This is a genomic window from Pseudomonas sp. LBUM1669 (assembly GCF_059695705.1).
In genome coordinates this window covers 5,457,039-5,470,470 of sequence record NZ_CP166784.1, presented here as the reverse complement: position 1 = coordinate 5,470,470, position 13,432 = coordinate 5,457,039, and the positions used below count along the sequence as shown (strand labels likewise).

General features: G+C 59.5%; 14 protein-coding genes. 9 read left to right on the top strand and 5 right to left on the bottom strand.

Going from position 1 to position 13,432, the window contains the following annotated elements; genetic code table 11:
- Window positions 1-5: 5 nt before the first annotated feature.
- Together fkpB and ispH are read left to right on the top strand one after the other, a co-directional pair.
- Window positions 6-443: an FKBP-type peptidyl-prolyl cis-trans isomerase gene (gene fkpB / locus ACA051_RS25410; RefSeq protein WP_497310664.1), complete on the top strand. Its 438-nt coding sequence runs from the start codon at window positions 6-8 to the stop codon at window positions 441-443.
- Between the two features lie 157 nt (window positions 444-600).
- On the top strand, window positions 601-1,548 hold the full coding sequence (gene ispH, locus ACA051_RS25405) for a 4-hydroxy-3-methylbut-2-enyl diphosphate reductase (protein ID WP_497305563.1): 948 nt from the start codon (window positions 601-603) through the stop codon (window positions 1,546-1,548).
- Here the strand turns inward: ispH and ACA051_RS25400 are convergent.
- Entirely contained in the window at window positions 1,517-2,074 is a 558-nt protein-coding gene (locus ACA051_RS25400; protein WP_497310663.1) for a GspH/FimT family pseudopilin, read from the bottom strand. The genes ispH and ACA051_RS25400 overlap by 32 nt on opposite strands.
- 131 nt (window positions 2,075-2,205) lie before the next feature.
- Here ACA051_RS25400 and ACA051_RS25395 point away from each other — a divergent pair, with 131 nt between their 5' ends.
- From ACA051_RS25395 to thiO, 7 genes are read left to right on the top strand one after another with little or no spacing between them, the layout of a single operon-like run.
- Entirely contained in the window at window positions 2,206-2,679 is a 474-nt protein-coding gene (locus ACA051_RS25395) for a GspH/FimT family pseudopilin (protein WP_497305561.1), read from the top strand.
- Window positions 2,676-3,125: a type IV pilus modification protein PilV gene (pilV, locus tag ACA051_RS25390; protein WP_497305559.1), complete on the top strand. Its 450-nt coding sequence runs from the start codon at window positions 2,676-2,678 to the stop codon at window positions 3,123-3,125. Before ACA051_RS25395 ends, pilV begins: the two co-directional genes overlap by 4 nt.
- Window positions 3,122-3,835: a PilW family protein gene (locus ACA051_RS25385; protein WP_497372380.1), complete on the top strand. Its 714-nt coding sequence runs from the start codon at window positions 3,122-3,124 to the stop codon at window positions 3,833-3,835. Before pilV ends, ACA051_RS25385 begins: the two co-directional genes overlap by 4 nt.
- The gene (locus tag ACA051_RS25380) at window positions 3,832-4,302 is read left to right on the top strand and encodes a pilus assembly PilX family protein (protein ID WP_497305555.1); all 471 of its coding nucleotides are present in this window, start codon (window positions 3,832-3,834) and stop codon (window positions 4,300-4,302) included. Before ACA051_RS25385 ends, ACA051_RS25380 begins: the two co-directional genes overlap by 4 nt.
- Window positions 4,289-7,396 (top strand): pilus assembly protein, encoded by a 3,108-nt coding sequence (locus ACA051_RS25375; protein WP_497305553.1) that lies wholly within the window; start codon window positions 4,289-4,291, stop codon window positions 7,394-7,396. The genes ACA051_RS25380 and ACA051_RS25375 overlap by 14 nt, the downstream gene beginning before the upstream one ends.
- Before the next feature lie 14 nt (window positions 7,397-7,410).
- Window positions 7,411-7,812: a type IV pilin protein gene (locus ACA051_RS25370; protein WP_497305551.1), complete on the top strand. Its 402-nt coding sequence runs from the start codon at window positions 7,411-7,413 to the stop codon at window positions 7,810-7,812.
- Between the two features lie 57 nt (window positions 7,813-7,869).
- Window positions 7,870-8,970: a glycine oxidase ThiO gene (gene thiO / locus ACA051_RS25365; RefSeq protein WP_497305550.1), complete on the top strand. Its 1,101-nt coding sequence runs from the start codon at window positions 7,870-7,872 to the stop codon at window positions 8,968-8,970.
- A 130-nt stretch (window positions 8,971-9,100) separates the two neighbouring features.
- Here the strand turns inward: thiO and ACA051_RS25360 are convergent, their stop codons facing one another.
- The 4 genes from ACA051_RS25360 to ACA051_RS25345 all read right to left on the bottom strand — a co-directional run bounded on the left by ACA051_RS25360 (window position 9,101) and on the right by ACA051_RS25345 (window position 13,392).
- Window positions 9,101-10,441 (bottom strand): sigma-54-dependent transcriptional regulator, encoded by a 1,341-nt coding sequence (locus tag ACA051_RS25360; protein WP_497305548.1) that lies wholly within the window; start codon window positions 10,439-10,441, stop codon window positions 9,101-9,103.
- A 2-nt stretch (window positions 10,442-10,443) separates the two neighbouring features.
- Window positions 10,444-12,033, bottom strand: coding sequence for a sensor histidine kinase (locus tag ACA051_RS25355; protein WP_497372378.1), 1,590 nt, complete (start codon window positions 12,031-12,033; stop codon window positions 10,444-10,446).
- Window positions 12,023-12,256, bottom strand: a complete 234-nt coding sequence (locus ACA051_RS25350; RefSeq protein ID WP_497305546.1) for a PP0621 family protein — start codon at window positions 12,254-12,256, stop codon at window positions 12,023-12,025. Before ACA051_RS25350 ends, ACA051_RS25355 begins: the two co-directional genes overlap by 11 nt.
- 113 nt (window positions 12,257-12,369) lie before the next feature.
- On the bottom strand, window positions 12,370-13,392 hold the full coding sequence (locus tag ACA051_RS25345) for an outer membrane protein assembly factor BamD (protein WP_497305544.1): 1,023 nt from the start codon (window positions 13,390-13,392) through the stop codon (window positions 12,370-12,372).
- Between the last annotated feature and the right edge of the window lie 40 nt (window positions 13,393-13,432).

The following is a 13,432-nucleotide window of genomic DNA, read 5'->3' as shown; positions in this document are numbered from 1 at the left end:
AGGTATTGGCTGAGCAACGCATCCGCCAGAACACGGAAGTCACCTTGCACTTTGCATTGCGCCTGGAGAACGGCGACACCGTCGACAGCACCTTCGACAAAGCCCCGGCGACCTTCCAGGTCGGCGATGGCAACCTGTTGCCAGGCTTCGAAGCAGCGCTGTTCGGCTTCAAGGCCGGCGACAAGCGCACGCTGATGATTCAGCCGGAGAACGCGTTCGGCCAGCCGAACCCGCAAAACGTGCAGATCATCCCGCGTTCGCAGTTCAAGGACATGGACCTTTCCCCGGGTTTGCTGGTGATCTTCAACGATGCGGCCAATACTGAGCTGCCAGGCGTGGTGAAGGAATTCGATGACGAGCAAGTGACCATCGACTTCAACCACCCGCTGGCCGGTAAGACATTGACCTTTGACGTCGAGATCATCAGCGTCAAATCGCTGTAACTGACCGAGTGCGGTCCAATGTAGGAGCAGAGCTTGCTCGCGAAGGCGTCATCACATTCAACATCAATGTCGACTGACACACCGCTTTCGCGAGCAAGCTTCGCTCCTACAGGGATGTAATGTTCTAATTTCTTGCGCGCAAGACACGAGGCACAGTATGCAAATCAAACTCGCCAACCCCCGTGGCTTCTGCGCCGGTGTGGACCGGGCGATCGAAATCGTCAACCGCGCCCTGGAAGTCTTCGGGCCGCCGATCTATGTGCGCCACGAAGTGGTCCACAACAAATTCGTCGTCGAGGACCTGCGTGCTCGCGGGGCGATCTTCGTTGAAGAACTGGAGCAGGTGCCGGACGACGTCATCGTGATCTTCAGTGCCCACGGCGTTTCCCAGGCTGTGCGTACTGAGGCCGCCGGCCGTGGCCTCAAGGTGTTCGACGCGACCTGCCCGCTGGTGACCAAGGTGCACATCGAAGTCGCGCGTTACAGCCGCGACGGCCGTGAGTGCATTCTCATTGGCCACGCCGGCCACCCGGAAGTCGAAGGCACCATGGGCCAGTACGATGGCAGCAATGGTGGCGCGATCTATCTGGTCGAAGACGAGAAAGACGTCGCCTCGTTGCAGGTGGTCAATCCCGACAAACTGGCGTTCGTGACCCAGACCACGCTGTCCATGGACGACACCAGCCGTGTGATCGACGCCCTGCGTGCACGCTTCCCGGCGATCGGTGGTCCGCGTAAGGACGACATCTGCTACGCCACGCAAAACCGTCAGGACGCCGTCAAGCAACTGGCCGACGAATGCGACGTGGTATTGGTGGTTGGCAGCCCGAACAGCTCCAACTCCAACCGCTTGCGTGAACTCGCCGAGCGCATGGCCACCCCGGCCTACCTGATCGACGGCGCCGAAGACCTGCAAAAGAGCTGGTTCGACGGTGTCGAGCGTATCGGCATCACCGCTGGCGCCTCCGCGCCGGAGGTGCTGGTGCGTGGCGTGATCCAGCAGTTGCAGGCCTGGGGTGCTACCGGGGCCGATGAATTGGCGGGTCGCGAGGAGAACATCACGTTCTCCATGCCTAAAGAGTTGCGCGTGCGCTCCCTGCTTTAATTTTTTTCCCTCCTGGACACAGCGCCTGCTCAGCCTTATCGCTGCGCAGGCTGACGCGCCCGGTCGCGGCCAGCACTACCTGGAGCTGGCTGATCGGTTCGCGGGCAGTGCAAAAGTGCAGCGTCCCCGCTTGAAACGCCCGGCCAGGCATCTGTGGTTCGCCGATACGGCTGAAACGGATGTATCGCCTGACCGGCCAATTGCCAACAATCGGCACCCGAGCACCACTCACGCGTTCAATCAGCAGCGGGTTGCTGCTGTCCTCTGGCCCTTTGCCGCTGATATCCAGAATGATGCGCCAGCCCTGACCCCAGTCGTCGTTGATGCCATGAATGACGATGGTTTGATTGCGCGCGAGTGCTTCGCTCCTGGCGCTGCGAATACCACTGGCAAGAGACTTCGCCGCCTCCTCACGATGATTCGATTCTGTAAGGGCCGCGAACGCCGGACTGACCAACAGCAGAACAATCCCGGCAATTGTCAGTCCCATGAGCAGTTCGATCAGGCTGAAACCTCGCTGATGCATGTCATCTCCCTCCGTGGAGTGCTGCGGCCCGCGCAATCCATACGCGAGTAATGGCAAATCAACCGCACGCCGGTCGGTCGAATGTTCTAGCGTGTAGAAGCAGGTATAGCCGACGGCAACGGAGGGCACCGATGGATCATCGTACAAAAGGTTTCACGCTGATCGAGCTGCTGGTCTCGCTCTCGGTATTTTTGATCCTGATCACCCTGGCCGTGCCGGCGTTTACCCGATCGGTGCAAGGCACCAAGGCAGACACCGAAATTGGTGACTTGCAACGCGGACTCAATTTCGCACGACTTGAGGCCATCGACCGCGGCGTCTCCATCCGGGTTCGTCCGACCGCAGTTGGTGGCGTCTGGACCGGTGACTTGGCGGTTTATGACAGTACTGGCACACCGGCCAATGTATTGCGGGTTGTTCCAGCGCTGAGCAGCGGCGCGAGTCTGACGCTACCCTCAGGAGTGACCGCCATCGATTTCAACAATTTGGGTGGTTTGTCGGCTCCGTCCACGCCTGTGGTGATCAGCTACGTGCTTGGGACGCAAAGCAGGACGCTGAATGTGTGCCTGAACGGACGAATTCTATTGGGTGGAAGTTGCGGATGAGGGAACGGAGCAAACATGCACAGGAGGGCATGACGCTGATCGAGGTACTGGTCGCGTTGGTGATTCTGACCGTGGGGCTGTTGGGCGCGGCGGCGATTCAGCTCAATGCGCTGAAATACACTGACAGTTCGCGGATGACCAGCCAGGCGAGTTTTATCGCCTACGACATGATGGACCGTATCCGCGCCAATTCCGGCGCCGACTACACCGTGACGCCTCCGACGTCGGGCAACCTGAACGTCGCCCGCGATCAGGACCTCTACGATTTCACCACCAACATCGTGAATTTCGGCGGTGCGACGGCCACCGGCACCGTCACGCTGAACCAGCGGGTGTACACCATCACCATCACCTGGGATGACTCGCGCGCCGCCAATGTCACCAACTCGCGCCGCAGCTTTGTCTTGACCAGTCGCGCCACGGTCGACCCGGTGGCAACACCATGAGGCGGTTCAGCAGAGGTTTCGGGCTGATCGAGTTGTTGACCGCCCTCGCGTTGAGCCTGATTGTGGTGCTGGGCGTGGTGCAGATTTTCATCGCCGCCAAGAATACCTACCTCAGCCAGAACGCCGCCGCCGCCATGCAGGAGGATGCGCGTTTTGTGCTGAGCAAGATGATTCAGGAAGTCCGTATGGTCGGCATGTTTGGCTGCCTGGGGACGATCGCCGATTCAAGTACGGGGGGGAGCTTCGCTGTCAGTCAGATAACACCGATCAGCTGGGATAATGCCAACCTCAAATTGACCCTGGTGACCGCCGATGTGGGAGCGGGTGGCGGGGCGCCCGCCTGGACAGTGGTTTCCGATTGTCGAAACACGGCGACGGCTTATACAAATCCACCGGCTCTGACATCGGGGCAGTTGGCGTTTCCGATCCGGCGGCTGATCTACAGCTTCAGCAATAACAAAATCATGATGGGCTCCGGTCCCGGCACGCCGGCGCAGTTCGTGCTGGTCGATAACGTCAGTGCCTTCAGCGTGCTCTTCGGCCTCGCCAATTCCGCCACTGATGTAGCCGCTTCCAGCTACAGCGCTAACCCGTCCGACCCCGCGCGAATTCGCAGCGTGCGCCTGACGATGACGCTCTTTGATCCGAGCAGTCGGGTTAAAAATCAAACCTTCACCGTGGTTGCCGCCTTGCGCAACAGGTTGCCATGAGGGAGGCCTCCATGACTTTTCATGCCCAGCGAGGTATGGCACTGCTGGTCAGCCTGGTGTTTCTGCTGTTGCTGACGCTGATTGGTCTTTCGTCGATGCAGAACGCCACGCTGCAGGAAAAAATGGCCGGCAGCGTGAGCTTGCGCAACCAGTCGTTCCAGGGCGCCGAAGCGGCGTTACGCGTAGGTGAAAGCGCGGTACAGCTGGACAGCTATTCATTGCCGGTCTGCAGCCAGTGCGCACCACCGTCGGACGCGTTGACGGTCACCGCCGCCGGCCCCGGTTCCACCCCCGGCGTGACCTGGATCGCCTCGGGCAAGGGCTTTTACGGGGTGCAGAATATCGGCACCGCGGTCAACGCCGTGAATGTGCCGAGCAACACCTCGGCGACGCTTTACCGGGTGACCGCCGTCGGCATCGCGGGCAACTCGCGCAGCGTCGTGGAGAGTATTTATGCGAAGTATTGAAAGGCGCGGCGGCGTGTGGCGGCTGTTTAGCGGCGTTGTTCTGGGGCTTTACCTGTCCGCACCGGCGTATGCCTTCACACCGTCGGACTCTCCGCTGTTGAGCGCCGCAGCCGTCGCACCGAACGTCATGCTGCTGATCGACGACTCGGGGAGCATGAACAACATCATTTGGGCGCCTGGTTTCGATCCAACGGTCAACCGTGCGCAGATTGCGATTTGCAATTCCAACGGGTCATGTTTGAACGGCCAGAATCTGGACATGAGTGATAACAATATTTTGTTGTCGAGTCTGAATCGCGGCGGTTGTTCGACGAACGGCAACTGGTACGGTTTCTATCGTGGTTTTTTGGGACTGTCATCGATCTGTTTGAAGCTGCCCGACCCGGTGGGCAATGAAAACACTCGTTATACGGCTGACTATCTGTCTTATCTGGTGGGCTTGGCCAATGGTTCGAGCAGGGATTTCACCAGTGGTACCGGGGCGATCCCCAATGAATTCCGAATGAACGTTGCGAAGGACGTTTCCACAGACCTTGTAACCAGTAATCGCGCGCTGCGTATCGGGCTGGCGACGTTCAATCCTCCCACGAGCAGCAACTCCGGCCCCGGCGGATTAATTGTCCGTGCTGTCAGTGATCTGTCTCCTGTCGGCAGCGTCACCCAAGGCCAGGCGCAAACCAACTTCGACAACCTGATTTCATCGATTGGTGGTTTGAATGCAATAGCCAATACCCCATTGGCGGAAACCTACTATGAAATAAATCGTTATTTTCGGGGGTTGGCGCCGTTCTACAACTCGACACCGGCGACTTATACCAGCCCGATTCAATACCGCTGTCAGAAAAACTACGGTGTGGTAATTACCGATGGCTTGCCGACCTATGACCGGACTTTTTCGACTACCGATCCGCTCGGTGGCTCTCGTCTGCCCAACTGGGATGGTGTGAATAACGATGGTGACAACCTGAGCGGTGACGGAGAGGGCGACACGCTGTATCTGGATGACATCGCCAAGTTTGCCTTTGACATCGACATGCGCTCCACAGGAACCGATCTGGCAGGCAAAAGCTGGAATGCGGCGGATTTTCCCAAGCAGAACTTGAACACCTACACCGTGGGCTTTACCGCCGCGAACCAGATGTTGTCGGACGCGGCCAATTACGGGCAGGGCAAGTACTATCAGGCGACCGACAGCGTAGGGCTCAACAGTGCATTGTCCTCGGCGCTGAGCGACATCACCTCCAAGGCCGGTTCCGGTGGTAGCGGCGTCACCAGCGGCACCACTCTGGCCAGCAATTCAAGTTACTTCCAGACCAGTTATGACCCGAAAGACTGGCGCGGCACCATCAAGTCCTTCGGTTTCACCTCGGCGGGCATCGTCAACACTGCGGCGACACTCTGGACGACCGATACCACCGTCGTTCCCGGTGCCACAGCGCCTACTTACCAGTCCTGGAACACCCTGACCAACGCCGCCGTCACCTTGGCCTATGCCAGTTTCTCCCCGGCGCAGCAGACCTCCCTCAGCCGAAGCCTGCCCACCGGCATCAACGGCAGTGATCTGGTGGAGTGGAGCAAGGGCACCAACAAAACCGGGCTCAAGGTGCGCAGCGTGCTGCTCGGGGACATTATCAATTCCCCCCTCGTACTGGCTTCACCCGCGGACAAAACCGCCTCCGATCTGGTGGGCGACACCACCTACAGCACCTACCTGACCACCAAAGCCGCCACCATGAGTCCCAGCCTGGTGGTGAATGCCAACGACGGGTTTGTGAATGTCATCAACTCGGCCAATGGCACCCGGCGTTATGGCTATATGCCGTCCAGCGTGTTGCCATCGCTGCGCTACATCGCCGACCCGACCTACATCAACGGTGTGAGCCACAAGTTTCTGGTCGACGGTCAGGTCGGGGTGTTCGATGCCCAGTTCAGCAGCGCCTGGAAAACCCTGGCCATTGGCGGAACCGGGGCCGGCGGCAGGACTTTTTATGCGTTGCAGCTGTTCGATGCGTCAGCGGGTAACGTGACCAAGGCGCTGTGGGAAATCAGTGCGCCGGCCACCGCCAGCACGGCGAACGTTTTCAATGACCTGGGTTATGCCTATGCACGGCCGGAAGTGGCACGCTTGGCCGACGGTCGCTGGGCCGCGTTCATTTCCAACGGTTATGGCAGCAACACCGGGGTGGCGGCGTTGTACGTGGTGGACATTCGTGACGGCTCGTTGATCAAGAAAATCGTGGTCGACAGCACCGACACCAGCAATGGCCTGTCGTCGGTGAAGCTCAGGGTCAACTCGCAGAATGTGGTGCAGGCAGCCTATGGTGGCGACTTGAAAGGGCGATTATGGAAGTTCGATTTGAGCGCTACCGCCCCCGACACCTGGGGTGTGGCATTCTCCGGCAAGCCGCTGTTTACCACGGCGGGTGGCGCCACCCAGCCAATTACTGTGCAGCCGTTGCTGGCGGACAATTCATTGGGCGGCAAGGAAGTGTTTTTCGGCACTGGCAAATTCAACGAGACTGCCGACAAGACCAACAAGGATTTGCAGGCGTTCTACGCCGTGTGGGATGCGGAGGGCGGCGCGGGTCAGATCACCGTGTCCAGTTTGCAGGCTCAAGCGGTGACCGGTGTGTTCTCGGGCAGCACCGGGCAATTCATCACCACTAGCCAGAATGACGTGACCTATCCGGGGGAGAAGGGCTGGTACCTGCCGCTGGTGTACAACAGCGTGCTGACGGGTGAGAGGGTGATCAATCAGGCCAGTCTGGTGCTGGGGCGGATCGTCTTTACCACGGCGAGTGTGGACACCACCGACCCATGTGCCAGTTTCGGTACCGGCAAACTGGTCGAGCTGGATGCGTTCAGCGGTAAGATGCTCAACTACGCGGTGCTCGACACCAACAACGACGGGACGGTCGACAGCACGGACACGGTGTCCAGCGGAGTGATTTTCACCGGTGGCATCCCGACCCTGAACGCCATCGTCAACGGCGCGACTCGCAAGATCGTGAACGATTCCAGTGGCGGCATCAGCACCCTGGTGGAAAAATCCGGTGGCGGCAGCCGTCGCATCATGTGGCGACAAATACAGTAAGTGAGAGTTTAGGAATGCGCAGATCCAACCGAGGTTTCACCCTGATCGAAATCATGATCGTGATTGCGATCATCGGGATCGTCATTACCATTGGCGCCCCGAGCCTCAGCGAGTACGTGAAAAAGGGCCGCCGTACCGAAGTGGCCGGGCTGCTTTCAGAACAGGCGCAGATTCTTGAGCGGTTCTACTCGAAGAACAATGTCTATACCGCTGCCACCGGACTGAGCGCCGGCAACGACTTCTACACCATCACCCCGACGCTGAACGATCAGACCTTCCTGCTGACGGCAACGCGTAAGACCGGCGCTGCGATGGCGACCGACAAGTGCGGGGATTTCACCCTCACCAACACCGGTGTCAGAAGCATGGTCAATGCGACGTCCGGGCTGGTAACCAAAGATTGCTGGGGTCGCTGAGTTCCTTTTTCGGGCGCCTTTTAGCGCCCTCTGTCTATTTATCGGTTGGATCAGAACATGAGCAGGCAACAGCAAGTGGTGATTGTCGGCGGCGGCGTGATTGGGCTGTTGACGGCGTTCAATCTCGCGTCCGAAGTGCAAAGTGTTGTGTTGCTGGATCGTTCGAGTGTGGGGCAGGAGTCGTCATGGGCCGGTGGCGGCATCGTTTCGCCGCTCTATCCATGGCGCTACAGCCCGGCAGTCACCGCGCTGGCGCATTGGTCCCAGGATTTTTATCCGCAACTTGGTGAGCGACTGTTCGCCGCGACCGGGGTTGATCCTGAAGTGCATACCACCGGCCTGTACTGGCTGGATCTGGATGACGAGGCCGAGGCGTTGGCCTGGGCTGCGCGGGAAAACCGTCCGTTGCGGGCTGTGGATATCTCGGCGGCGCACGATGCCGTCCCGGTGCTGGGTCCCGGTTTTTCCCGGGCGATCTATATGGCTGATGTGGCCAACGTGCGTAATCCGCGGCTGGTAAAGTCCCTCAAGGCAGCGTTGCTGGCGCTGCCGAACGTGACGATTCGTGAGCAGTGCGAAGTCAGCGGGTTTATTCGTGAAGGCGACAGGGTTGTCGGCGTACAGACTTCGGAGGGCCTCGTCCACGGTGATCAGGTGGTCCTGACGGCTGGCGCCTGGAGTGGCGACTTGCTCAAGAGTCTGGACCTTGAATTGCCAGTCGAACCGGTCAAAGGGCAGATGATTCTGTACAAGTGCGCGGCAGACTTCCTGCCGAGTATGGTGCTGGCCAAGGGGCGTTATGCGATTCCCCGGCGCGACGGGCACATTCTGATTGGTAGCACGCTGGAGCATGAAGGCTACGACAAGACGCCGACCGGCTCGGCGCTGGAGAGTCTGAAAGCATCAGCGGTAGAGTTGATTCCTGCGCTGGCGGATGCCGAAGTGGTGGGGCATTGGGCCGGATTGCGTCCGGGGTCGCCGGAGGGAATTCCCTATATTGGCCGGGTGCCGGGGTTCGACGGACTTTGGCTCAATTGCGGGCATTACCGTAATGGGCTGGTGCTGGCGCCGGCGTCGTGTCAGTTGTTTGTGGATGTGATGTTGGGCAGGGCGCCGATTATTGATCCGGCGCCGTATGCGCCGACCGGGCGGATCTGACGGCAAGATTTTTATTGCCTGCCAGATCGCTTTCGCGGGCAAGCCTCGCTCCTACAGGGGATTTGCGTCGTTCACAAATGTATTGATCGACTCAAACTTGTAGGAGCGAGGCTTGCCCGCGAAGGGGCCTTCAATCCAGACCCAATTTCTTGAGCCGATAGCGCATCGACCTGAATGAAAGATTCAACCGCTGAGCCGCCGCCGTGCGGTTCCAGCGGGTTTCCTCCAGAGCCTGGAGGATGAGTTTGCGTTCGACGTTTTCCAGATAATCTTCCAGGTTGTCGATCTGCGTCAGGTCCGGCACGCCGCTCTCTGCTGTGCAGTTACCTTCGGCCAATCGCAGGTCACTGGCTTCGATCTGTTTGTTCTCGCACAGGGTATAAGCCCGTTCCAGCACGTTCTCCAATTCCCGCACGTTACCTGGGAAACGGTAGCTCTTCAGCGCGTCGAGGGCGAGCGGGTGGAGTTTTGCGGCGGGTTGACCGCTGCCGGCCGCCAGGCGCTTGAGCACATGGCTGGCCAGCGGCTCGATGTCGTCGCGGCGCTCGCGCAAAGAGGGAACGCGTAGTTCGATCACGTTCAGCCGATAGTACAAATCCTGGCGAAAGCGTTCGGCGGTGACTTCGGCGTCGAGGTCTTTGTGGGTGGCGCAAAGGATGCGGACATCGACCACCATTTCTTGCTGACCGCCGACACTGCGAATGGCTTTCTCCTGAATGGCCCGGAGCAGTTTGACCTGCATCGCCAAGGGTAAATCGGCCACTTCGTCGAGAAACAGTGTGCCGCCGTGGGCGGCCTGGAACAGCCCGGGTTTGTCTTCGATGGCGCCGCTGAAACTGCCTTTGCGATGACCGAAGAATTCGCTTTCCATCAACTCCGATGGAATCGCCCCGCAGTTGACCGGGACGAACGGTTGATTAGCCCGCGGGCCCTGCTCGTGGATCAGTCGGGCGACCAGTTCCTTGCCGCTGCCGGATTCGCCGCTGATGTACACCGGAGCCTGACTGCGGGCAAGTTTGTCGATTTGTTTGCGCAGGTTGCGCATGGGCTGTGAATCGCCCAACAACCGGCGATCGATGGCCGTACTGGCACCACCCGGTGCCGGCAAGCTAAGGGCGCTGGTGACCAGTTCGCGCAGGCGCGTCAGGTCAACCGGCTTGGTCAGGAAGTCGAAAGCCCCCGCCTTGAGGGCGTTGATCGCTGTTTCGAGGCTGCCGTAAGCGGTGATCATCGCCACCGGCACGTGTGGGTAACGCTGCTGGATGTACTGCACCAACTCAAGGCCGGTGCCGTCGGGCAGTCGCATGTCGGTCAGGCACAGGTCGAATGTTTCCCGCATTAACAAGGCCTGGGCTTCGCCAAGGTTGCGGGCACTGTAGGTATCGAGTTTCATCCGTCCCAGGGTGATTTCCAGGAGTTCGCGGATATCCGGTTCGTCGTCAACGATCAGGACTTTTGGCCGTGGGCTCATGTTCAACTTTGTTTCCGTCCGTGAGCAAAAGTGATGCGAAAGCAGCCGCCGCCTTGGCGTGGTTTGAAGTCTAGGCGGGCCTGGTTGCTTTCGCACAGCTCACGGGACAGATAAAGCCCCAGGCCTGTGCCCTGGCTACTGGTGGTGAAGAATGGTTCGAACAAATGCGTCTGTTGGTCCGGCGCCACGCCGGGGCCGTTGTCCCGGACTTCGAGTGTCGGCAACTGGCTGTCGGGCTCGACAAACAACTCGAGCCAGACCTGCGCCAGGTCGTGACTCATGGCGCTATGGCGCCAGGCGTTGCGCAACAGATTGTCGAGAATCTGGGTCAGCTGATTCGGGTCCATCAGGGTTTTGAAGTCGCCCGGGCCGATGTGCAGGTGAATCAACTGGCGATCGGTCGCGCCTTCACGGGTTTCGGCGACGAAATGCTCCAGCCACGGCTTCAGATCAAGCCGTTGCGACACGGTTTGCTGGCGGCGGGACAGTTGCAGGACGTTTTCGATAACCCGATTCATTCGCTGAGAGTGGTCTTGAATAATCTGTGTCAGACGCCGATCCGCGCCGTTCAGTTCCTCGGATTCCTGTAATAGCTGCGCGGCATGACTAACGGCGCCCAGTGGATTTCGGATTTCATGGGCGATACCGGCCGTCAGGCGACCGAGTGCGGCGAGCTTCAGTTGCTGCGCCTGTTGAGCGATCTGGGCGAGGTCCTCGAGAAACACCAGGGTCTGGTGGTTCGGGCCTTGGTCCAGGGCAATGAAGCTGGGTTGCAGTTCCACACCACTGCTGGCGATTTTCAGGCTTTGCGGTCGCAGCGATGGATTGTTGAACCACAGCTGAAGGCGTTCGACCAGTGTCGGCGAATAATCGTCGACCAACTGACCATCGAGGTCGTTTTGCCCCAGCAGGATCAAGGCGCTGTGATTGGCCAGTTGTACCCGTCGCTGGTCGTCCAGCACCAGAATGCCCGTGCGCATGCGGTGCAGGATCAACGCGTTGAGCGCTTCCAGGCCAACCACTTCATTGGCTCGCTGTTCGGCGAGGTTTTCGCTGACTTCCAGTCGCCTTATCAGACCTTGCACCAGCAACGCCGCGGCAAAACACAGCGCGCCGAGAGTGCCGACTTGCAGGTACTCGCCGGGACTGATCGGGTGACTGAAGCTAAGGAGGAGGCCAAGGCCGACGATGCCAAGGGCGGCGACCGCCGCGATCAACAAGCCGATACGCCCGCGCAACAGGGTGTTGCTGATGGCCACCGAGACAATAAGCAGGTTGCCGATGGCGCTGGCCACGCCGCCCGCGGCATAGAACAGGCCGCACAGCAGCAGGACATCGACCAATGCGAGGCTGAAAAGCTGTGCCGGCCGTCGGGTGCTCTCCCAAAAGACCACCAGCAGGATGTTCAGCACCAGGTACAACCAGCTGCCACTGCGCAGCAGGTCGTCCTTGGCGAAGGCCAGCAACTGGTTGTCCATGTTGCTGGAGATCAACAGCACCAGAGTAATGCCGACGCTTAAACGGTAGAGATGATAAAGGCGCAGCAGTCGCTGGGCCTGTTTGCCGCCGGGACTGGACGTCTCAGCGATCACTTGAGCCCGGGCCTTGCTCAAGGTGAGCCTGGCTGCAATACCATTGTTGTTGAAGGTTCAGCGCGCGATCGCGGGGCAGGTGTACGCCGCAATGCGCGCAGCGGACCATTGGCGCGGCATCCAGTTCGGCGGAGGACCTGGGCGCGGAAGTCGAAGCCTTGAACTTGCGCCAGAACCATACCGCAGCGGCAATCAGGGCGATCCAGAACAGTAAACGAAGCATGGTGAGCTGCTTTATTGGCTAATGAGCAGGCAGTTTAGCCAAGGACCAGACCTGCGCACAGCGCAATAAAAAAGGGAGACTCAAGAGTCTCCCTTTTTGCATAACCCGATGTGTCAGTCGAACACGCCGAAGGTCATGTAGCTGAACCACGAGCGGTCTTCGTTGTTGCCTTGCGCTTCGTGTTCCTCTTCTTCGATCACGTCGCCATCTGCATCTTTAGGCTTGAGATCGCTTGGAATCGCGTCCTTGGCATCCTGGAACTGCTTCTGCACGTCCTGGTTGGCGCGGGTTTCGCCCGGCGGCAGCGGTGGACGGGATTCGATCAGGCCCAGAGTAGCCTTGCTCAACCACGAACGGTTGTCGGCTTCGTCGACCGAAGGCTTGAACTGACCGTCCACCAGGGTTGGGTGGTTCGGGTAGTTGAGCTTCAGGGTTTCAAGGCTGGTGGCTGCCAGGTCGTCCAGGTGCAGACGCTGGTAGGCCTCTGTCATCACCGCCAGGCCGTCACCAACCGAAGGGGTTTCCTGGAAGTTTTCCACCACGTAACGGCCACGGTTCGCGGCGGCGACATAGGCCTGACGGGTCAGGTAGTAGTCGGCAACGTGAATCTCGTAGGCCGCCAGCAGGTTGCGCAGGTAAATCATGCGCTGCTTGGCGTCCGGCGAGTAGCGGCTGTTCGGGAAGCGGCTGGTCAGCTGGGCGAACTCGTTGTAGGAGTCGCGGGCAGCACCCGGGTCACGCTTGGTCATGTCCAACGGCAGGAAGCGCGACAAGAGGCCGACGTCCTGGTCGAAAGAGGTCAGACCCTTGAGGTAGTAGGCATAGTCCACGTTCGGATGCTGAGGGTGCAAACGAATGAAACGCTCGGCGGCAGACTTGGCAGCCTCAGGCTCGGCGTTTTTGTAGTTGGCGTAAATGAGCTCGAGTTGAGCCTGATCAGCGTAGCGCCCGAACGGATAACGCGACTCCAGCGCCTTCAGCTTGGCTGTGGCGGCGGTGTAGCTATTGTTGTCCAGGTCGGTCTGAGCCTGCTGGTACAGCTCGACTTCGCTAAGGTTTTCGTCTACGACTTCCTTCGATGAGCAAGCAGCGGTCAATGCGAGGATGGCGATCAGCAGCAGGTGTTTCACTTGCATGGCGGCTTGCGTCCCTATGACGGCCGCTGTCTTGGGCGGG